The sequence below is a fragment of the Agrococcus carbonis genome, from assembly GCF_900104705.1.
In the GTDB taxonomy this organism is placed as follows: Bacteria; Actinomycetota; Actinomycetes; order Actinomycetales; family Microbacteriaceae; genus Agrococcus; species Agrococcus carbonis.
Genome location: NZ_LT629734.1, coordinates 1209195 through 1230296 on the forward strand (window position 1 = coordinate 1209195; position 21102 = coordinate 1230296).

Here is a 21102-nt window from a genome sequence, read left to right on the forward strand (position 1 = left end):
CGAGAGGCTCGACCGATGACCGCGATGACCCTGTACGCCTGGTTCCCCGGGACCGCCGGCGAAGCGCTGCCCTTCTACCAGGAGGTGTTCGGCGGCGAGCTCGAGCTGCACACCTACGAGGAGTTCGGCCGCACCGACGGACCGGCCGACGCGATCGCGCACGGCATCCTCGCGGGGCCGGTGAGCCTGTACGGCACCGACGCCGGGCCCGAGGATCGACCGGTCGACATGCAGGGCATCAGCGTGGCGGCGCTCGGCGCGGCCGACCCCGACACGCTCACGCGCTGGTTCGACGCGCTCGCCGACGGCGGCACCGTCATCGACCCGCTGCAGCCGCGCGCGTGGGGCGCGAGCGACGGCCAGGTCGTCGACCGGTTCGGCCTGCGCTGGCTCATCGGCTTCGAGCACGACCAGGCCTGAACCCGATCCCCACCCGGAGGGTCAGTCGACGAGGTCGTGCAGCTGCACGATCTCCTCGCGGTCGGGGCCGACGCCGATCGCCGAGATGCGCGAGCCCGAGCGCTCCTCGAGGAAGCGCACGTAGGCCTGCGCGTTCGCGGGCAGGTCGGAGAGCTCGCGCGCGCCGGAGATGTCCTCGGTCCAGCCGGGGAGGCTCTCGTAGACGGGCGTCGCGTGGTGGAAGTCGGACTGCGAGACGGGCATCTCGTCGAAGCGCTGCCCGTCGACCTCGTAGGCGACGCACACGGGGATCTGCTCGATGCCGGTCAGCACGTCGAGCTTCGTCAGCACGATGTCGGTGAGCCCGTTGATGCGCGAGGCGTAGCGGGTGATGACGGTGTCGTTCCAGCCGCAGCGGCGGGGGCGGCCCGTCGTGGTGCCGAACTCGAAGCCGTTCTTGCGCAGCAGCTCGCCCCACTCGTCGAAGAGCTCGGTGGGGAACGGGCCCGCGCCGACGCGGGTCGTGTAGGCCTTCACGATGCCGATGACGCGGTCGAGGCGCGCGGGCGCGACGCCCGAGCCGAGCGCGGCGCCCGCGGCGGTCGCCGTCGATGAGGTCACGAACGGGTAGGTGCCGTGGTCGATGTCGAGCATCGTCGCCTGGCCGGCCTCGAACACGACGGTCTTGCCCGCATCCATCGCCTGCGACAGCTCGAGCCCGGTGTCGCCCACCATCGGGCGCAGCCGCTCGACATAGGAGGTGAGGTCGTCGAAGATCTCGTCGACGGTCACCGCGCGCCGGTTGTAGACCTTCGTGAGCATGTGGTTCTTGACGTCGAGCGCGCCCTCGATCTTCTGGCGCAGGATCGACTCGTCGAAGAGGTCCTGCACGCGGATGCCGACGCGGTTGATCTTGTCGGCGTACGTCGGGCCGATGCCGCGGCCCGTCGTGCCGATCGAGCGCTTGCCGAGGAAGCGCTCGGTGACCTTGTCGAGCGTGCGGTGGTAGTCGGTGATGATGTGCGCGTTGGCCGAGATGCGCAGCTTCGAGACGTCGACGCCGCGCGCCGAGAGCGCCTCGAGCTCGTCGAAGAGCACCTCGAGGTCGATCACGACGCCGTTGCCGATCACGGGCGTGACTCCCTCGGTGAGGATGCCCGACGGCAGCAGGTGCAGCGCGTACTTCTGGTCGCCGACGACGACCGTGTGGCCGGCGTTGTTGCCGCCGTTGAACTTCACGACGTAGTCGGTGCGGCCGCCGAGCAGGTCGGTGGCCTTGCCCTTGCCCTCGTCGCCCCACTGGGCTCCGACGATGACGATTCCTGGCATGGGGCATCCCTTCGACCGGTTCGCGTACACCCCAGCCTATCGAGCGCGGCCTTCCGCCCATGACGGGCCGCGGTCGTGCGGGCCGGGTGCGCGGGTCGGATGCGCGGGTGCGGCGCCTATCGGCCCGCCTCGCGCTGCTTGCCGAGCATGTGCCGCAGCGCATCCTCGAGCCCCGGATGGCGGAAGCGGTGCCCGGCGGCGAGCAGCTTCGCCGGCACGACCCGCTGGTCGGCGAGCGCGAGCTCCTGCATGCCCTGGTGGCCGAGCAGCACGCGCGGCCCGAGCGACGGCGTGGGCAGCACCGCCGGGCGGTGCAGCACGCCCGCGAGCACGTCCGCATACTCGGCCTGCCGCACCGGATCGGGCACGACCGCGTTGACGGGGCCCTGCAGCCGATCGTCGACGAGCGCCCGCGCGTAGACGTCGACGAGGTCGTCGAGCCCGATCCACGCCTGCCAGTGCTCGCCGCCCGCGAGCGGCCCGCCGAGCCCGGCGGCGTAGATCGGGCGCAGCACCTGCAGCATGCCGCCGCGCGGCGACTGCACGAGCCCCGTGCGCACCTGCACGACCCGCGCGCCGCCGGCGCCGGCCAGCGCCGCCTCGGCCTCCCAGTCGGCGACGACCTCGGCGAGGAAGCCGTCGCCCTGGGCGCTCTCCTCGCTGAGCACCTCGTCGCCGCGGTCGGCGCCGTAGCCGCCGATGCCCGAGGCGCTCACGAACGTGCGCACGCCCGCTGCGGCCGCCCGCTCGGCGAGCAGCCGGGTGGGGCCGATGCGGCTCGCACGGATGCGGTGGCGGTGGCCCTCGTCGAAGCGCCCGAAGATGCTCGCGCCCGCGAGGTGCACGACCGCGTCGATGCCCTCGAGCAGGTCGTCGGCAGGCCAGTCGGGATCCCAGCGGCGCTCGTGCTCGCCGGGGTCGCGGCGCACGAGCCGCACGACCTCGTGCCCGCCGGTGGTGAGGAAGGCGCGCAGCGCCGTGCCGATGAGGCCGCCGCCGCCCGTGACGGCGACGCGCATCGGCTCTGCTGCGAGCTCGGCGTGCCGACGCAGGTCGTCGGCGAGCTGCCGGTGGCGGTAGACGAACATCGGCCGCAGCGCGCGCGAGCCGACCGGCGCCTCGACGCGGTCGTGCACGCGCGTGCCCTGCCCGGTCGGTGTCTCGACCGGGTCGAACCGGTGCTCGTGGCGCCAGCGGATGGGGGCGAGCGCGGCCGACCGCGCTCCCGCGTCGACGCGCTCGTCGACGAAGGCGCGACCGGGCACGAAGCCCGCGGGGTCGTGCTGCCCGATCCACACCTGGCCGCCCGGCAGGGCGAGCTCCGCACGGCCGTCGGCGAGCGAATCGGCCTCGCGCAGCACGCGACCGGGGAGCCACGGCGGCATCAGCCGCTGCAGCGCCCCCGGTCGCTCATGCCAGGCGAAGACCTCGTCGGTCGCCGCCGGAACGGTGCTCCAGTGCTCGATGCCCATGGATCCGGACGATATGCCCGGAGCCTGGGCGCGCGCCCTGACGCAGCGCAGGGCGCGTCGGCTCAGCGGCCGGTCGCGTCGGCCGGGCGCTCGATGTCGCCGTCCCAGCCGGCGTCGGCGGCCTGGGTGGGCGAGACGCCCTCGGCAAGCTCCTTGAAGCGCTTGAGGTCCTTGCCGACCTGCGCGTCGTCGATCTGCAGCAGCGCGCCAGCGGCCTCGACGACGCCCTGCGGCTTCCAGTCGATCTGCACGTTGACGCGCGTGGTGGCGTCATCGAGCCGGTGGAAGGTCACGACACCGGCGTGCGTCTCGCCGTCGACGCTGCGCCACGCGACGCGCTCGTCGGGGTGCTGCTCGGTGATCTCGGCGTCGAACTCGCGCTCGACCCCGGCGACCGAGACGACCCAGTGCAGGCGGTCATCGCTCTGCTGCGTGATCGACTCGACGCCTCCCATGAACTCCGGGAAGCGCTCGAACTGGGTCCACAGTCCGTAGACCGCGCTGATCGGGGCCTCGACGTCGATGCTGTCGGTGATCTGCGGCATGGGTGTTCCTCACTCTCGTCATGCTCGGGTCGTGCGACCGGCGCCGACGGCACCGGGGTGGGTCAGCCTAGGCGGCTCGCTGGAGCGCACCCTCCAAGGAGGCTCGGAATCTCTGGAGGTCGCAGCGGATGGTCAGCTCGTCGAGCTCTCGCGCGCCGGGCGCCGCGGGCGCATCGCCGCGCGGGGACCAGATGATGCGCACCGTGACGCGGGTGCCGCCGCCGTCGGCGTCGTCGAGGTCGATCCACCAGCCCATCGTCGACTGGTCGACGCTGACCCACGCGATGCGTCGACCCTCGACGCGCTCGATCACGATCGCGTAGAGCGAGGGCTGCACGCCCGCGATCGACAGGCGCCAGCGCAGGCGCTCGCTCGTCTCGGCGTAGACGGAGTCCACGCCCGTCATGAAGCTCGGGAACCGCTCGAAGTCGGTCCAGGCGCGCCACACCTCGTCACGCGGCGCCGCGACCTCGAAGTGATCGTCGACCTGCAGCATCGCATCCCCAACCGTCGTGTCCGTGCTCGCACGGGGACGATGTTTTGTACCCCGTTATGGAATCGTGACATGAGCACCTGGGAGTTCGCTCAGCGCATCGGCGGCACGGAGTCGTGCGCGGGCACCCGGAACGGTGCCGTCGGCACCCGGGGCGGCCTCGCGCATCCGCCCGACTCGTAGGATTGAGGGCATGTCCAAGGTCCTCTCCTCCCTGCCCGTCGGCGAGCGCGTCGGCATCGCCTTCTCCGGAGGCCTCGACACCTCCTGCGCGGTGGCCTGGATGCGCCACAACGGCGCCGTGCCCTTCACCTACACGGCCGACATCGGGCAGTACGACGAGCCCGACATCGACGCGGTGCCCGGGCGCGCGAGCGAGTACGGCGCCGAGGGGGCCAGGCTCGTGGATGCGAAGGCCGCGCTCGTCGAGGAGGGCCTCGTCGCGCTCGCCACCGGCGCGTTCCACATCCGCTCGGGCGGCCGCACCTACTTCAACACGACGCCGCTCGGCCGCGCCGTGACGGGCATGCTGCTCGTGCGCGCGATGAAGGAGGACGACGTCGAGATCTGGGGCGACGGCTCGACCTACAAGGGCAACGACATCGAGCGCTTCTACCGCTACGGCCTGATGGCCAACCCGGCGCTGCGCATCTACAAGCCGTGGCTCGACGCGCGCTTCGTCGCCGAGCTCGGCGGGCGCAAGGAGATGTCGGAGTGGCTCGTCGCGCACGGCTATCCGTACCGCGACGCGACCGAGAAGGCCTACTCGACCGACGCGAACATCTGGGGCGCGACGCACGAGGCGAAGACGCTCGAGCACCTCGACGAGTCGATGGAGGTCGTCGAGCCGATCATGGGCGTGAGGTTCTGGGACGAGTCGGTCGAGATCCCGACCGAGGACGTCGCGGTGCGCTTCGAGGCCGGCCGTCCGGTGGCGATCAACGGCGTCGAGCTCCCGGATGCGGTGGCGCTCGTGATGGAGGCGAACGCCATCGGCGGCCGCCACGGCCTCGGCATGAGCGACCAGATCGAGAACCGCATCATCGAGGCGAAGAGCCGCGGCATCTACGAGGCGCCGGGGATGGCGCTGCTGCACATCGCCTACGAGCGGCTGCTCAACGCCATCCACAACGAGGACACGATCGCGACCTACCACGAGCAGGGCCGCCGGCTCGGGCGCCTCATGTACGAGGGCCGCTGGCTCGACCCGCAGTCGCTCATGCTGCGCGAGTCGATCCAGCGCTGGGTCGGCTCGTCGGTGACGGGCGAGGTCGTGCTGCGCCTGCGCCGCGGCGAGGACTACACGGTGCTCGACACCCGCGGCGAGGGCTTCTCGTACCACCCCGACAAGCTCTCGATGGAGCGCGTCGGCGACGCGGCCTTCGGCCCCGAGGACCGCATCGGACAGCTCACGATGCGCAACCTCGACATCGCCGACTCGCGCGCGCGCCTCGAGGGCTACGCCGCCGCAGGGCTCGTGCAGGGCGAGACCGCGAAGCTGCTCGGCGCGCTCGAGGCGGGCCGCGCCGAGGAGATCATGGTCTCCCCCGAGGCCGACCCCGAGGCGATCGAGCAGTGGAACGACCGCGCGGCGATGGACCTCGGCACGGACTAGCGAGCGCCCGGCAGCGCGGCGAGGTAGCTCGCGAAGCCGCCTTCGACGCGGCTGCGGGTGCGCCCGGAGGTGACGACCGGGGGTCTCGGCAGGTCGTCGACGCGCGCGCCGGCCGCGCGCAGCCGCGCGACGAGGTCGACGTCCTCGTGCAGGGGCAGGTGCCCGAAGCCGCCGACGGCCTCGAGCGCATCGGCTCGGACACCGAGGTTCGCGCCGTGGACCGAGCCGCCGACCGGGCGGCTCGCGTGCGCCTCGTGCCACGCCTCGAGCGCCGCAGCGGGCAGGTGGTCGGGATAGGGGATGACGCGGCCGATCAGCAGCTCGGCGCCGGTCGCGGCCGCCGCGAGGTGATCGAGCAGCCAGGTCGCCGGCACCGCGCTGTCCGCATCCGTGCTCGCGACCCACGTCGCCGCGAGGTCGTCGTGCCACCGCGCGAGACCTCGTGCGACGCCGGCCGCGCGGGCCGCGCCCACCGATGCCGCGGCCACTTCGACGACTTCCGCACCGGCGGCAGCCGCCGCCTCCGCGGTCCCGTCCGTGCACGCATCCGCCGCCACCACGACGCGCACCGCGACGCGCGGCGCTCGGCGCGCGAGCAGGGCCGCGGCCGCGTCGACGCTCGCGAGGCACGCGGCGATCGTGTCGACCTCGTCGCGCGCGGGCACGACGACGAGGATGCGGCGGATGCGCGGAGCGCTCATGCGGGCACGAGCACGTCGACGATGAACGCGGCGTCGCGGTGCTCGGCGACGCGCCGCATGCCCGGGGTGGCGGCGGCCTGGGCGTGCACGTCCTTGGCGGGCGCTCGCAGGTCGTCGCCGTCGCCGAGCCAGTGGCAGAGCACGACGTGAGCGCCCCGGTCGCGCGCCTCGTGCAGCAGCGCCGCGAACGCGCGCTCGGGCAGGTAGTAGCCGATCTCGCTCAGCACGACGAGGTCGATGTCACCCGCCGGCAGGCCGAGCGCCGCGTCGCGGTGCTCGATCCAGGCGTTCGGCGCCTGGTCGAGCGTCGACCTGGCCTCGGCGAGCGCGGGCACCGACGCGTCGACGCCGAGCACCGCATCGCAGCGGGAGGCGAGCTCGGCTGCGAGCGTCGCCGTGCCGCAGCCGACCTCGACGGCGAAGCGGTAGCGCTCCTGCGGGAGCGACGCGAGCACGACCGCGCGCTTCCGCCGCTCGTACCAGGCGGACCGGGTGGCCCACGGGTCGCCGGCCCGCTCGTAGCGCTCGTCGAACCGCGTCGGCGCAGCCGCTGGTGCGAGCACGAGCCACTCATCGCCCGCGAAGCGCTCGAGCATGCGCGGCGTGAGCACCGCGCGATCGGCGGGGTGCGCGGAGAGCGGCGCCACCTGGGAGCGGTGCGCCGCGATCGCGGCGGCCTTGGCGGCTCGCGCCTCGCCGTCGAGGGGCACGCGCCGCACGTCGAGCCCGTCGAGCAGCGGCGGCTCGCCCCACAGCCAGGCCCAGACCGGCGTCCACGCGCACGCGGTGCCGCGCTCGCGGGCGACCGCCGCGGCCACATCGCCGACGACCTCGTGATCGGGATGGCCGTCGCGGGCCCAGGGCGCGACCACGAGCGCATCGGCCGGGAGCGCGGCGACGATCGGCTCGAGTGCGGCGACGAGCTCGCGGCGGCGCGCGGCGAGGCCGCCGTCGGGCAGGCCGAGCCGCACGATGCGGCCCGCGACGCCGGCGAGCGACGCCTCGTGCTCGGCGACGCGGGTCGCCGCGAGGGCCTCGGGCGCGAGCGTGGGCGAGCCGGGGTGCGAGCCCTCGCCGTCGGTCGCCACGACGACCGTCACGTCGGCGCCGGCCCGCGCCGCCTCGTGCAGCAGCCCGTAGGCGCCGAGCACGTCGTCGTCGGGATGCGCGGCGACGGCGAGCACGGCGCTCGGCGCCGCGGCGAGCGTGGGCGCGTCGCGCAGCGCGCGGCTGCTGAGCCAGACGTCCTGCGGGGTGCCCTCGTCCTCGCCCCGGAAGCGGGGTGCCGACGTCACCACATCCGCTCCCCTGCTGCCGCGCGTACGCCGAGCGCCGCGCCGAGGGCCGCCTGGTCGCGCTCCGCGTGGTGCTGCCGCACGTAGAGCTGCAGGTCGGCGACGCGCGCGGCGTGCTCCGGCTCGAGCGCGAGCGGCGCAGCGCCGAGCGCGCGCCCGACCCGGGCGAGCACCTCCTCGACCGCGCGCGCGACGATCCCGCGCGTGCAGAGCGCCAGCACGGCAGGCTCGTCGACGTCGCCGGCGTCCATGCGGCGCGCCGCGTCGGTGAGGGCGAGCCGGCTCGCGGTGAGCACCTCGTCGATCGCGCCGAGGTGCGCGAGCCGCAGCGGCGCTGCCTCCGGCGCACCGGCGACCGCGTCGAGCAGCCGCCGCGCGACGCCCACGGCACCGCCGTGCCAGCACGCCGCGACGCCGATGCCGCCCCACGCGAACCCCGCGCGCCGCAGGTACCAGCCGGGCTCGCCGACCGGCTCGGCCGCGGCGCCGGCGAAGCGCACCGGCCCGGAGGGGATGCCGATGAGGCCGCGGGCATGCCACGCTCCCTCGACGGCGACCACGCCGGGCTGGCGCAGGTCGACGTCGACGAGCACGCGCTCGTCCCCCTGCCAGGCCGAGACGAGCGCCCGGTCGAGCCGGTCGGCGAGCGAGCACCACGGCTTCTCGCCCTCGAGCCGCCCTTCCCGGGCCTCGAGCCTCGCCATGGGGGCCTCGGCCGCGAAGACGCCGTACGCGCCCGCCTTCGGGCTCGCATCCGCTTCGGCGAGGATCGCGACCGCGTCGAGGTGCGGCTCGATCGCGCGCGCGACCTCGAGATCCGCGGCCGCGAGCGTCGCGAGCACCTCGAATCGCGTGGCGGTCTCGCCCGCCGCGGGCAGCGGCACGACGCCGGCGAGGGCGGGCGCGGCGGCGAGCGCACGCGCGACGCCGGCGGGCTGCTCGGGCAGCGCGCGCGCGAGCAGCTGGGCGCCGCGGCCGTCGGCGATCGTCACGGCGTGCGGGAGGGTCGTCTGGGCAGGAGGCACGCTCCATTGTGGCCGGGGCGTCCCCCAAGCCTGCTGTGCTGTACTGACCGGATGGGCGACGCCCTCGAGCTGTTCTCCCCCGCGACCCGCGCATGGTTCGCGGGCGCCTTCGACGCGCCGACGCCGGCGCAGGAGCAGGCGTGGGCGTCGATCGCGCGCGGCGACCACACGCTCGTCGTCGCGCCGACGGGCTCGGGCAAGACCCTCGCGGCGTTCCTGTGGGCGATCGACCGGCTGCACCGCGAGGACGCCGAGCCGCACGAGGAGCGCGAGCCGGGCGTCCGCGTGCTCTACGTCTCGCCGCTCAAGGCGCTCGCCGTCGACGTCGACCGCAACCTGCGCGCACCGCTCGCGGGCATCGCCGCCCGGGCGCGCGCCGAGGGCGCCGAGCCGCCGCCGATCCGCATCGGGCTGCGCACGGGCGACACCCCGCAGGAGGAGCGCCGGCAGCAGGCGAAGCATCCGCCCGACATCCTCATCACCACACCCGAATCGCTCTTCCTCCTGCTGACGAGCCGCGCGCGCGAGACGCTGCGCACCGTCGAGACGGTGATCGTCGACGAGGTGCACGCGGTCGTGCCGACCAAGCGGGGCGCGCACCTCGCGGTGAGCCTCGAGCGGCTCGACGCGCTGCTGCCCGAGCCTGCGCAGCGCATCGGCCTGTCGGCGACCGTCAACCCGATCGAGGAGGTCGCGGCGTTCCTGGGCGGGCCGGCCCCCGTGACGACCGTCGCGCCGCCGAGCGACAAGCGCATCGAGCTCACGATCACCGTGCCCGTCGACGACATGACCGACCTCCGCGGGCCTGCGAGGGAGGAGTCGGCGCCGACCGGCAGCGCCTTCGGCTCGACGCAGCCCGAGACGCCGTCGATCTGGCCGCACATCGAGCGCGAGGTGCTCGAGCTCGTCGATCGGCACCGCTCGACGATCGTGTTCGTCAACGCGCGGCGCGCGGCCGAGCGACTGACGGCGCGGCTCAACGAGCTGGATGCGGAGCGGCTGGATGCGCTGGAGGCCGCTGACGCCGAGGGTGACGGGGGGTCTCGTGACGCGAGCGCCTCCGGCGCGCGCTCCTCGACCGGCGGGAGTAGCGGCACACGCTCCTCGACCGGCGGGAGTAGCGGCACGCGTTCCTCCACCAGCGGAGGCGGCAACGGCGGGGCGCGGGACGGGGTCGTGCTGCGCGACGTGAGCGAGCACATCCGCCTGCGCCTCGCCGAGCGCGCCGCCGCCCGCGAGACAGGCGGCGACGACGCGGAGGCGCCGCCGCTCGCGCGCGCCCACCACGGGTCGGTCTCGAAGGAGCAGCGCGCCGAGATCGAGGATCAGCTGAAGTCGGGGCGGCTGCGCTGCGTCGTGGCGACCTCGAGCCTCGAGCTCGGCATCGACATGGGCGAGGTCGACCTCGTCGTGCAGGTCGAGTCGCCGCCGTCGACGGCGAGCGGCCTCCAGCGCGTCGGCCGCGCCGGCCACAACGTCGGCGACGCCTCGCGGGGCGTGCTCATCCCCAAGCACCGCGCCGACCTGCTGCACGCGACGGTCGTCGCCGATCGGATGGCGCGCGGGCAGCTCGAGCCGATCCGCATGCCGCGGCATCCGCTCGACGTGCTCGCCCAGCACACCGTCGCGGCTGCCGCGATGGATGTGCTCGACGTCGACGAGTGGTTCCAGTGCGTGCGGCGCGCGGCCGGCTTCGCGACGCTGCCGCGCAGCGCCTACGACGCGACGCTCGACCTCGTCTCGGGCGTGTACCCGAGCGACGAGTTCGCTGAGCTGCGGCCGCGGGTCGTGTGGGATCGCGAGGCCGGCACGATCGAAGGGCGCCCGAGCGCGCAGCGCGTCGCAGTCTCCTCCGGCGGCACGATCCCCGACCGCGGGCTCTTCGGCGTCTTCCTCGCCGGCCAGGAGGGCAAGCCGGGCGCGCGCGTCGGCGAGCTCGACGAGGAGATGGTCTACGAGTCGCGCGCGGGCGACGTGTTCGCGCTCGGCGCGACGAGCTGGCGCGTCGTCGACATCACGCACGACCGCGTGCTCGTCGTGCCCGCGTTCGGCGAGCCCGGCAAGCTGCCCTTCTGGCACGGCGACGCCGAGGGGCGGCCCGCCGACCTCGGCCGCTCGATCGGGCAGGCGACCGCTGCGCTCGCGGCCGGCACCGGCATCGACCTGCCGCACTCCGACGAGCGCGCGATCCGCAACCTCGACGCCTACGTGCGCGACCAGCTCGCCGCGACCGGCGCCGTGCCGACCGACGCGCAGCTCGTCGTCGAGCGCTCGCGCGACGAGCTCGGCGACTGGCGGCTCATCGTCCACTCCCCCTGGGGCCGCCGCGTGCACGCGCCGTGGGCGCTCGCGATCGACCGGCGGCTGCGCGAGGATCGCGACCTGGGGGCCGCCGCGATGGCCTCGGACGACGGCATCGTGATCCGCATCCCCGATTCCGACGCCGAGCCGCCGGGGGCCGAGCTCATCCGCTTCGAGCCCGACGAGCTCGTCTCGATCGTCGAGACCGAGGCGGGCGGCACGGCGCTCTTCGCGAGCCGGTTCCGCGAGTGCGCGGCGCGCGCGCTGCTGCTGCCCAAGCGCGACCCCGCGCGCCGCGCACCGCTGTGGCAGCAGCGCCAGCGGGCGGCGCAGCTGCTCGACGTCGCCAAGCGCTACCCCGACTTCCCGATCGTGCTCGAGGCGCTGCGCGAGGTGCTGCAGGACGCCTACGACCTGCCGGCGCTGCGCTCGATCGCCGAGCGGCTGCAGCACGGCGACATCCGCGTCGTCGAGGTCGAGACGCCCTCGCCCTCCCCCTTCGCCCACCACCTGCTCTTCGGCTACGTCGGCGCGTTCCTCTACGAGGGCGACGCCCCGCTCGCCGAGCGCCGGGCGGCGGCGCTCACGCTCGACCCGGCGCTGCTCGCCGACGTGCTCGGGCAGGCGGCGCTGCGCGAGCTGCTCGACCCGGCGGTCGTCGAGCGCACCGAGCTCGAGCTGCAGCGGCTCGCGCCCGACCGCCGCGCGAAGGGCGTCGAGGGCGCGGCCGACCTGCTGCGGCTGCTCGGGCCGCTCACGGTGGGCGAGCTCGCGCTGCGCCTCGAGGGCGACGCCGACGGGCACCTCGACGAGTCCGGCGCCGCGGCGATCGCTGCGACGCTCGTGGATGCGCGGCGCGCGGTGCGCGTGCGGATCGGCGACGAGGAGCGCGTCGCAGCGATCGAGGACGTCGCGCGGCTCCGCGACGCGCTCGGCGTGCCGCCGCCGCAGGGGGTGCCGTCGGCCTTCCTCGAGGCGGTCGCCGACCCGATCGGCGACGTCGTCGCCCGGCACGCCCGCACGCACGGGCCGTTCACCCTCGAAGAGGCGGCCGCGCAGCTCGGCCTGCCGCGCGCCGTCGCGCACTCGGCGCTGCGCGCCCTCGAGCGGCAGGGGCGCGTCGTGCCGGGCGAGTACCGCCAGCACGGCACCGGCGAGGAATGGATCGACGCGCAGGTGCTCTCGCGCCTCAAGCGCCGCAGCCTGCAAGCGCTGCGCAGCGACGTCGAGCCCGTCGACCACGCCGTGTTCGCCGACCACCTGCTCGCGCACCAGCGCATCACCCGGCCCCTGTCGGGCACCGACGGCGTGCTCGAGGCGCTCGACCGGCTCGACGGCGTGCCGCTGCCGCTCTCGGCGCTCGAGACGCTCATCCTGCCGTCGCGCGTGCGCGACTACCGGCCGTCCATGCTCGACGAGCTCACCGCATCCGGCGTCATCACGTGGGTCGGCGCCGGCGCCCTCGGCGGCCGCGACGGCCGCGTGGTGCTGCGGCCGGCCGACACCGTCGAGCAGCGGCGCGACACCGAGCACGAGGATCCCGACGCGCAGGCGCTGCTCGAGGCGCTCTCGGGCGGCGGCGCCCTGTTCGCGAAGCAGCTGAGCGACATCCTGGCCTTCGACCTCACGAAGCTCGGCGAGGTGCTGTGGCCGCTCGTGTGGGCGGGGCGCGTGACGAACGACACGATCGCGCCGCTGCGCGCGCACCTGCTGGGCGTTCGGGCGCGGTCGGCGCCCGCGCCGAGCCGCCGCGCGGCGCCCGTCAGCAGGCGCCGGCTCGCGGGCGCGAAGCCGTTCCGGTCGGATGCGCTGCCGACGCTCGCGGGCCGGTGGCTGCTGGCGTCGGCGCCGACGGGCTCGCCGACCGAACGGGCGGCGCAGACGGCGGATGCGCTGCTCGCGCGCTACGGCGTGGTCACCCGCGGGAGCGTAGTCGCGGAGGACGTGCCGGGCGGCTTCCACGGCGTCTACCAGGTGCTCAAGGCGTTCGAGGAGGCCGGCCACACGCGCCGCGGCTACTTCGTCGACGGGCTCGGCGCCGCGCAGTTCGCCGACGCGCCCGTCGTCGACGCGCTGCGGGCACGGCAGTCGAGCGGGCCCTCGGATGCGGTGGCGACGGTCGCGGCGGTCGATCCGGCGAACCCGTTCGGCGCGTCGCTGCCGTGGCCCGAAGCGCGCGCCGAGCGGCGGCCCACGCGGCGCGTCGGCGCGCTCACGACCATCGCGAGCGGCCGCGCCGTGCTGCACCTCGAGCGCGGTGGCAAGGCGCTGCTGACCTTCACCGACGACGAGCCGACGCTCGTGCGGGCGCTCGAGAGCCTCGCGGATGCGGTGGCTCGGCTCGGCGGGCGGCGACGCGTGATCGAGGAGGTCGACGGACGCTCGTCGCTCGACGGGGAGGTCGCGGCGCTGCTCGAGGCGGGCGGGCTGCGGCGCACGCCGCGCGGATTCAGGATCGGGCCGTGAGCGGGTCGGTCCCGAGCGGTGCGGCCGATCGCGGTGCGGCCGCGAGGGCGATGTCGGCGGTGCGTCGCTGATGCCCGAGGGCGACACGATCCACCGCGCGGCCGTGCGGCTCGGGCAGGCGATGGCCGGGCGCACGCTCGTGCGCAGCGACTTCCGCGTGCCGCGGCTCGCGACCGCCGACCTCGCGGGCGAGCGCATCGACGAGGTCGTGAGTGTCGGCAAGCACCTGCTCATGCGGGGCGAGCACTGGACGATCCACTCGCACGCCGGCATGGACGGGCTCTGGCACGTGCTCGCGCCCGGGCAGCGCGCGCCGGTGGCGGCCCACACCATCCGCGCCGTGCTCGCGACCGACGCGCACGAGATCGTCGGCTCGTCGCTGCCCGTGCTCGAGCTGCTGCCGCGCGAGCGCGACGGCGAGGCGGTCGCGCACCTCGGCCCCGACCTGCTCTCGCCCGAGTGGAGCGAGGCGGATGCGGCGGAGGCGGTGCGCCGGCTGCGCGCGACCGGGGTGCCCGTGGGCGTCGCGCTGCTCGACCAGACGGCGGTCGCGGGGCTCGGGAACGTCTACCGGGGCGAGCTGTGCTTCCTGCGTGGGCTGCACCCCGTGACGCCCGTCGAGCAGGTCGAGCTCGAGCCGCTCGTCGCGCTCGCGCGGCGGCTCATGGTCGCGAACCGCGACCGGGTGGAGCGCACGTTCACGGGCGATGCGCGGCGGGGGCGGCGCACGTGGGTGTACGGGCGCGGCGGTCAGCCGTGCCTGCGGTGCGGCACCCGCATCCGCGACGCGCAGCTCGGCATGGAGGACGGCATGCTGCGGCAGGTGCAATGGTGCCCGCGCTGCCAGCCGGAGCCGCAGCGCGCCGAGCCGCTGCCGGCTTAGCGGCGGCGCGCCAGGGCGGCGGCGCGCGCCGCTGCTACCCGACCACCGCGTCGACCGCTGCCTCGACCGTCAGGCCGGGTTCGAACACGAGCCGTTCGAATGCGACCATCACCAGGGCGCCGAAGAACGCGGAGGCGTGCAGCGGCGACGCCGGTGAGCCGTCGCGCCGCAGCGCATCCGAGATGCGGCTGAGCACCGTCGTGCGATGGCCCCCGAGCGTCTCGCTCCAGGGACGGTCGGTGCGCAGCAGCTCGGCGAAGACCACCTTCGTGCGCAGCGGCCGCTCCTCGACCGCGTGCAGGAACGCCCGGGCCAGCGCTCGGGCGGCCGGGCGGCCCTCGCCGGGCAGCGCCTCCGCCACCGACTCACCGAGCCGTTCGGCCAGGCGCGTGACCGACTCCTCGATGAGCGTCTCGAACAGCTGCTCCTTGGAGGCGAAGGAGTAGTAGACGCTGCCCTTGGCGACGCCCGCGGCGGCCGCGATGTCGTCGACCGTGGTGGCGCTGACCCCACCGCTGGCGGCGAGCTCCGCTGCCGCGTCGAGCACCTTGGCGCGACTCAGGTTGGGCCTTGCCACTGCACACCTCCAGGATCCGCGACCGACAGCACGCTTAGTTGTACTGACCAGTCAGTTCAGGTTAGCATCGACTCCGTCCTGTTCGCGACCACACCATCCGCACCGCCGCTCCGCAAGGGAGGGACCCCGTCATGCGCATCGAGCTCCAGAGCGTCAGCAAGGGCAAGGGCATCGCCCTGCCGACGACCAGCTGCGCCTTCACCTCGGGCGAGGTCACGCGCGCCGTCTGCGAGACCGAGCAGCGCCCTACCGTGCTGGGGCTGATCGCCGCCGGTCGCATGAAGCCGGACACCGGCCGGGTGCTGCTAGACGGCGACGACCGCGCACGGCGCGAGATCCGCCGCCGCACCGCACTCGTCGATGCGCCGGGCGCATCCGACCCCGAGCCGAACGTCTCGCTGGGCGGTGCGATCGCCGAGGAGCTGCTCTACGCGGGCATACCCGGCACGCCGCTGCAGGTGCGGCGCTGGGCCGAGCAGCTCGGCGTCGGCGAGCACCTGGCGACCCCCATCGCCGACGTCTCCCCCACCGTGCGCGTGCGGGTGCTGGCCGAGCTCGCCACCCTACGCGACGACATCGAGGCGATCGTGATCGTCAGCCCAGACCGGCACGGCGGGCAGCCCGGTCAGTGGTGGGCGATCGCCCAGCGGCTGGCCGAGCGCGGCTACGCCGTGCTGGTGATCGCGGGCAGCGCGGCGGATGCGGCGCTCACGAACGACGAGGAGTCCAACGCGTGAAGATCCCCCAGCTCGTCACGGCGGAGCTGCGGCGCCTGGTGTCGACGCCGATGGCCAGGCTCGCACTGCTCGCCCTCGCCGTCGTGCCGTTGCTCTACGGCGGCGTCTACCTGTGGGCCAACCAGGACCCCTACGCGTACCTCGATGAGCTGCCGGCCGCCCTGGTGGTCGAGGATGCCGGGTTCAACGGCGAGAACCAGGGCGACGAGGTGGCCGACCGCGTGATCGCGGACGCCACCTTCGACTGGCATCGGGTGAGCGCTGCCGAGGCCGCGGCCGGCGTCGCCGACGGCACCTTCGACTTCTCGCTGACGCTGCCCGAGACCTTCTCGGCAGACCTGCAGAGCGTCTCGGGTGACGACCCGCATCAGGCCACGGTCACGCTCACGACGAACGACGCGAACAGCTATCTGGCATCGACGATCGGCACGCAGGCGACCGCGAGGATCCGCCAGAGCGTGGTGGCGGCCGTGGGCGAGGAGGCGGCCGGGCGCATGCTGCTGGCCATCAGCGATCTGCGCGATGGCATGCTCGACGCCGAGGGCGGTGCCGGGCAGCTCGCCGGTGGTCTGACGAGCGCGCTCGACGGGGCGACGCAGCTCACGAACGGCACGTCCGACGCGTCGGACGGCGCGACGCAGCTGCAGTCGGGCACAGCATCGCTCGTGGATGGCACGGCGCAGCTGCAGAGCGGTGCCGCGCAGCTCGCCGACGGCCTGGGCACGCTGCAGCAACGCACCGCGAACCTCCCCGCCCAGTCGCAGCAGCTCGCGGATGGGGCGCGCCGTGTGGCCGACGGCAACGCGCAGGTGGCGACCCTCGGCGACCGGGTCGCGGGCGTCACCGGCGGTCTGGCGGGCGATGTCCCCGATGCCCGAGCACAGATCGTCGCGCAGCTCACCGCCGCCGGCCTCGACGAGGCGCAGCTCGCGGCCGCGCTCGAGCCGCTCGATGCGCTCGGCGCCGACATCGTCGCCGGCGATGCGCGCGTGCAGGAGGCGAACGCGCAGCTGCAGCAGCTGGCGAGCGGCAGCTCGCAGCTGGCCGACGGAGCCGCGCAGATCGCCGCGTCGGCACCGGCACTCACCGACGGGATCGCGCAGGCTTCCTCCGGCGCAGCTCGGCTGGCGGACGGCACCGCCGCCGCGCACGATGGCGCGCTCGCGCTGGACGACGGCGCGACCCGTCTGGTCGCGGGTCTCGACCAGCTGGACGACGGGGCCGCAGCGCTGCGGGACGGCGTCGACGAGCTGCGTTCCGGGGCTGTGCAGCTGCGCGACGGCCTGGCCGATGGTGTCGCGCAGGTGCCCGCCTCGACACCGGCGCTGCGCGCCGACCAGGCTTCGACGATCGCCGACCCGGTCACGACGGACGCCGATGCGGTGACCTCCGCCGGCACCTACGGCGCCGGACTCGCCCCATTCTTCTTGAGCCTCGCGGCGTGGATCGGCATGTACGCGCTGATGCTCATCACCAAGCCGCTGTCACGGCGCGCGATCACGGCGCTCCGCTCGCCCGTGCGGGTCGGCCTCGCCGCCTGGCTCACGCCCGCGCTGATGGGCGTCGCGCAGATGGCGGCGCTGTTCGCGCTCATCGCACTGTGGCTGCGGTTCGACATCGCCTGGCCATGGGCGACCGTCGGGCTGATGATGCTCACGGTGGTGACCTTCGCCGCCATCATCGTCGCGCTCAACGTCTGGTTGGGTTCGGTCGGGCAGTTCCTGGGGCTGGTGCTGATGGTGCTGCAGCTGGTGACCGCTGGCGGCACCTTCCCGTGGCAGACGCTGCCGGCGCCGCTCGCGGCCCTCCACCACCTGCTGCCGATGAGCTACGCCGTGGACGGCATCCGCCAGGCCATGTACGGCGGGCAGGCGTCGATCGCGGCGAACGACGCGCTCGTGCTCGCAGGCTTCTTGGGCATCGCCGTGCTGGCGGTGATCGCGGGGGTGGCGCGCATGATGGATCACCGCACGCTGCGCGACCTGCAGCCGAGCCTCATCGGCTGAGATCGATCTCGACCCTGCACGGGCGTCGGCGAGCTGGGCGCGTGGAGGCCCGGGGGGAGCTCCGATCAGAGCGCCCACTCGCGCACCCACTCGTGCATCACGATCGCGGCAGCCGCGGCCGCGTTGATCGAGCGGGTCGAGCCGAACTGGCGGATCGCGACGTGCGCATCCGCCGCCACGATCGCCTCGTCGGTCAGCCCCGGCCCCTCCTGCCCGAACAGCAGCACGCAGCGCTCGGGCAGCGGCGCCGCGTCGACGGGCACGCTGCCGGCGGTGTTGTCGACGGCCACGATCGTGAGGCCCGCCTCGTGCGCCCACGCGGTGAACGCATCCGTCGTCTCGTGGTGGCGGATGCGCTGGTAGCGGTCGGTGACCATGGCGCCGCGGCGGTTCCACCGGCGCTTGCCGATGATGTGCACCTCGGCGGCGGCGAAGGCGTTCGCGGTGCGCACGATCGAGCCGATGTTGAGGTCGTGCTGCCAGTTCTCGATCGCGACGTGGAACGGGTGGCGGCGGGTGTCGAGGTCGGCCACGATCGCCTCGAGGCGCCAGTAGCGGTAGCGGTCGACGACGTTGCGGCGGTCGCCGTGGGCGAGCAGCTCGGGGTCGTAGCGCTCGTCGTCGGGCAGGGGTCCGCGCCACGGGCCGACGCCGACCTCGAGCCGGGGTTCCTCGTCGTGCACGCCTCCAGGCTACGGGCGGCGCCGCGCGATGATGTCGGGCTCGACCGCGCGCTCGGGCTCGAGCGGCGGCTCGGCGCCCGGCTCGCGCGGGCGGGCCGTGAGGCTTCGGTAGCCGGCCGCGAGCGCCCACCCGCCCGCGAGCGCCACGGCCCACCACGCGGGGCCGGGGATCTCGGGCATCGCGGTGGCGGGGTCGTCGGATGCGGGGTTCGCGATGCGCTCGCCGGTGACGATGATGCGGTGGCTGTTGACGCCGAGCGGCGTGCACGTGACGAGGCTCACGAGGTCGCGACCGGACTCGGGGAGCAGCACGTCGGTGTTGCCGGGGTCGATGACCTCGACGTCGCGCACCTGATAGGTGAGCACCTCGCCGTAGACGTCGACCTCGAAGAGGTCGCCGGGCTCCACCTCGTCGAGGTCGCTGAAGAGCACCGCCTCGGGCAGGCCGCGGTGGCCGGTGAGCACGCTGTGGGTGCCGTCGCCGCCGACGGGGAGGGAGGATCCGAGCAGGTGCCCGATGCCGCGGCGCAGGGTGGCCTCGTCGGTGCCGTGGTAGATCGGCAGGTCGACCGCGATCGAGGGGATGCGGATGCGGGCCATGACGTCGGCGGGGCCGAGGTCGAGCTGCCGCTCGTACGCGGCGACGATTGCGCGCTGGTCGCTGAGCGGCGTGCCGCCGTAGGGGTCGATGAGGGCGCCGCCGGCGAGCGTGGCGTTGTAGTCGCGCGCCTCGGCCAGCTCCTGCTCGCGGCCCTCGGGACCGAGCGCGGTCATCACCTCCGCGTAGTCGTCGACCCGGTCGGACTGCTCGAGCTGCGCGAACCAGCCGGCGGCGGATGGGTAGGCGAGCACGGTGGAGCCAGCCATGGCGAGGAGGGCGATCACGAGCGTGGACGCGCTGCCTCGCCGGCGGCGGCTCGCGCGCGCGCTCTGCCGGGTCGTCGTTGCGGGCTGGTCGGCGATGACGGCGCTCATGCTGCCTCCTCGAGGGATGGGGGTCGGCCCCGCGGCGGCGACTGGGGGTCGCGCCGCGGGGCCGGTTCGCCCGGGCCGGCCGGAGCTCCGGCCGACCCGGGACGGCATCAGGCCTGCGCCTGCTCCTTGCGGCGACGCGCGAGGGCGAAGCCCAGCGCGAGCGCCACGAGGCCGAAGCCGCCGATCATGAAGGCGACCTGCCCGGTGCCACCGGTGACCGGCAGCTGGTACGGCGGGACCTGCTCGTTCTCGACCGTCACCTCGTAGCCGGCCGGGGTGCCCGGGGCGACCGTGAAGCTGTGGACGCGGTCGGCCGGGTTCGCCGGCAGCACGTAGCCCGAGGGCGCCGTGATCTCGACGAGCTGGTACGCCAGGCCCGTGGGGCTGGCCGTGCGGAGGCCGTCGATCGCGATGACGCCGTTCGCGCCGCTCGTGTAGCGGATCGGGTCGCCCGAGCCGTCGAGGAGCGCGACGCCCGAGCTGTCGCGCAGCTCGAAGACCGCGCCCGAGAGGCCGCGCTCGCTCGCGTCGTGCTTGAAGAGCTCGACCGCGCCCCAGTGGTCGGTGACCGTGTTCGTCGGCACCGTGGTGCCGTTGATCACGACGGCGCCCGTGTTGGCGATCGCGCCGGTCGCGCTGACCGCGACGACGGCGGTGTCGAACGTGACGGAGACCTCAGCGCCGGGGTTGTCGAGGAGCGCCTGACGGCCGGCTCCCGTGAACGTCACCGACAGGGTGCCGCCCGCGCCGCCCGGCGCGCTCAGCGTGTAGTCGTCGCCGAGCTCGAGCGCGGTGCCCGCGACGGTGACGACGATCGAGCCCTCGACGTAGTCGAGCTGCGCGGCGAGGTCGTCGCGCACGACGTAGCTCGTGAGCGCGGTGCCCTGCGAGGGCACCGGCGCGTGCGAGGTGATCGCCCACTCGATCGTGGTGCCGAGCACCTGGTGGTCGGGCGCGGAGACCGACTTGCTCGCGAGCGCCGTCGTGTTCTTGGGGTAGACGTGCACGTCGTAGAACCAGTCGCCCGTGCTCTCGTCGACCTGCGGCAGCACGACGAGGAACGGCGCCGGCTGGATGACGACGTTGGGGCCGCCGACACTCGGCGCCGGGACGGCCGACTCCTGCACGAGGTAGACGCCCACCGGGAGCCCGTCGACCTCGAGCAGGCCGTCGCCGTCGGTGGAGCCCACGACCGGCGTGCCGAACTCGTACGGGCCGCCGACGCCGTTCACGACATCCGCGCCGGTGAGGCCAACGCCGAGCTTGGCCCACGTGTCGTTGTCGAGCACGTCGAGGCTCGTCACCCGCGTGACGGTGAACTCGACCCCGGCGACGGGCTCGAGACCCGCGAGCGCGTCCTCGCCGAGCTCGAGGCCCGTGCCCACATCGCCGCGCTCGACGGGCTGCTCGAACTTGTGGATGATGATCGACCCCGGCTCCTGCGGGTCGATGTTGGGGGCGGCCGAGGCCGGGAGGGCCCCGCCGAGGGCGGTGAGGGTCGCGAGCGCGACCGCTCCGAAGCCTGCGGCGACTCGTGCCGTCAGGCCCTTCTTCGTGGATGCCATGGCGGCACTTCCTTTCGGTGATGCAGGGTGTTGCA

The 21102-nt window shown here is 74.4% G+C and carries 17 protein-coding genes; 6 read left to right on the plus strand and 11 right to left on the minus strand.

The window, feature by feature from the left end; genetic code table 11:
- Positions 1-15 precede the first annotated feature (15 nt).
- Positions 16-420, plus strand: a complete 405-nt coding sequence (locus BLT67_RS05850) for a VOC family protein (protein WP_092666142.1) — start codon at positions 16-18, stop codon at positions 418-420.
- A 21-nt stretch (positions 421-441) separates the two neighbouring features.
- Here BLT67_RS05850 and BLT67_RS05855 read toward each other — a convergent pair whose 3' ends face one another.
- The 4 genes from BLT67_RS05855 to BLT67_RS05870 all read right to left on the minus strand — a co-directional run bounded on the left by BLT67_RS05855 (position 442) and on the right by BLT67_RS05870 (position 4241).
- Positions 442-1728 (minus strand): adenylosuccinate synthase, encoded by a 1287-nt coding sequence (locus BLT67_RS05855; RefSeq protein ID WP_092666143.1) that lies wholly within the window; start codon positions 1726-1728, stop codon positions 442-444.
- Positions 1729-1844: 116 nt separating this feature from the next.
- The gene (locus tag BLT67_RS05860) at positions 1845-3200 is read right to left on the minus strand and encodes a TIGR01777 family oxidoreductase (protein WP_092666144.1); all 1356 of its coding nucleotides are present in this window, start codon (positions 3198-3200) and stop codon (positions 1845-1847) included.
- A gap of 62 nt (positions 3201-3262) precedes the next feature.
- Positions 3263-3745 (minus strand): SRPBCC family protein, encoded by a 483-nt coding sequence (locus BLT67_RS05865; RefSeq protein WP_092666145.1) that lies wholly within the window; start codon positions 3743-3745, stop codon positions 3263-3265.
- Positions 3746-3812: 67 nt separating this feature from the next.
- The gene (locus BLT67_RS05870; protein ID WP_092666146.1) at positions 3813-4241 is read right to left on the minus strand and encodes an SRPBCC family protein; all 429 of its coding nucleotides are present in this window, start codon (positions 4239-4241) and stop codon (positions 3813-3815) included.
- Positions 4242-4431: 190 nt separating this feature from the next.
- On the opposite strand from BLT67_RS05870, the gene argG reads away from it, so the two are divergent.
- A complete protein-coding gene (gene argG / locus BLT67_RS05875) occupies positions 4432-5853 on the plus strand; it encodes an argininosuccinate synthase (protein WP_092666147.1) in 1422 nt (473 codons plus the stop codon).
- Here argG and BLT67_RS05880 read toward each other — a convergent pair.
- Genes BLT67_RS05880 through BLT67_RS05890 form a run of 3 tightly spaced genes read right to left on the minus strand, consistent with a single transcriptional unit; the run spans position 5850 to position 8874 of the window.
- Complete coding sequence (locus tag BLT67_RS05880; protein WP_092666148.1) at positions 5850-6554, minus strand: glycosyltransferase; 705 nt, start codon at positions 6552-6554, stop codon at positions 5850-5852. The genes argG and BLT67_RS05880 overlap by 4 nt on opposite strands.
- Positions 6551-7849, minus strand: coding sequence for a bifunctional PIG-L family deacetylase/class I SAM-dependent methyltransferase (locus BLT67_RS05885; protein WP_172801987.1), 1299 nt, complete (start codon positions 7847-7849; stop codon positions 6551-6553). Before BLT67_RS05885 ends, BLT67_RS05880 begins: the two co-directional genes overlap by 4 nt.
- Positions 7846-8874 (minus strand): acyl-CoA/acyl-ACP dehydrogenase, encoded by a 1029-nt coding sequence (locus tag BLT67_RS05890; protein ID WP_092666150.1) that lies wholly within the window; start codon positions 8872-8874, stop codon positions 7846-7848. Before BLT67_RS05890 ends, BLT67_RS05885 begins: the two co-directional genes overlap by 4 nt.
- A gap of 51 nt (positions 8875-8925) precedes the next feature.
- Here BLT67_RS05890 and BLT67_RS05895 point away from each other — a divergent pair, with 51 nt between their 5' ends.
- Complete coding sequence (locus BLT67_RS05895; RefSeq protein ID WP_092666151.1) at positions 8926-13641, plus strand: DEAD/DEAH box helicase; 4716 nt, start codon at positions 8926-8928, stop codon at positions 13639-13641.
- A gap of 70 nt (positions 13642-13711) precedes the next feature.
- Positions 13712-14524: a DNA-formamidopyrimidine glycosylase family protein gene (locus tag BLT67_RS05900; protein WP_092666152.1), complete on the plus strand. Its 813-nt coding sequence runs from the start codon at positions 13712-13714 to the stop codon at positions 14522-14524.
- A 34-nt stretch (positions 14525-14558) separates the two neighbouring features.
- Here the strand turns inward: BLT67_RS05900 and BLT67_RS05905 are convergent, their stop codons facing one another.
- Entirely contained in the window at positions 14559-15101 is a 543-nt protein-coding gene (locus BLT67_RS05905) for a TetR/AcrR family transcriptional regulator (protein WP_157674210.1), read from the minus strand.
- Positions 15102-15232: 131 nt separating this feature from the next.
- Here BLT67_RS05905 and BLT67_RS05910 point away from each other — a divergent pair, with 131 nt between their 5' ends.
- Positions 15233-15838 carry a hypothetical protein gene (locus BLT67_RS05910; protein WP_092666154.1) on the plus strand — a complete coding sequence of 202 codons (606 nt, stop codon included), beginning with the start codon at positions 15233-15235 and terminating at the stop codon, positions 15836-15838.
- Positions 15835-17844, plus strand: coding sequence for a YhgE/Pip domain-containing protein (locus tag BLT67_RS05915; protein ID WP_092666155.1), 2010 nt, complete (start codon positions 15835-15837; stop codon positions 17842-17844). Before BLT67_RS05910 ends, BLT67_RS05915 begins: the two co-directional genes overlap by 4 nt.
- 65 nt (positions 17845-17909) lie before the next feature.
- Here the strand turns inward: BLT67_RS05915 and BLT67_RS05920 are convergent, their stop codons facing one another.
- The 3 genes from BLT67_RS05920 to BLT67_RS05930 form a co-directional block, all read right to left on the minus strand.
- Positions 17910-18527 carry a TrmH family RNA methyltransferase gene (locus tag BLT67_RS05920; protein ID WP_092666156.1) on the minus strand — a complete coding sequence of 206 codons (618 nt, stop codon included), beginning with the start codon at positions 18525-18527 and terminating at the stop codon, positions 17910-17912.
- A 9-nt stretch (positions 18528-18536) separates the two neighbouring features.
- Entirely contained in the window at positions 18537-19502 is a 966-nt protein-coding gene (locus BLT67_RS05925) for a class C sortase (RefSeq protein WP_092666157.1), read from the minus strand.
- A gap of 107 nt (positions 19503-19609) precedes the next feature.
- Complete coding sequence (locus BLT67_RS05930) at positions 19610-21067, minus strand: SpaH/EbpB family LPXTG-anchored major pilin (RefSeq protein WP_092666158.1); 1458 nt, start codon at positions 21065-21067, stop codon at positions 19610-19612.
- Positions 21068-21102: the final 35 nt, after the last annotated feature.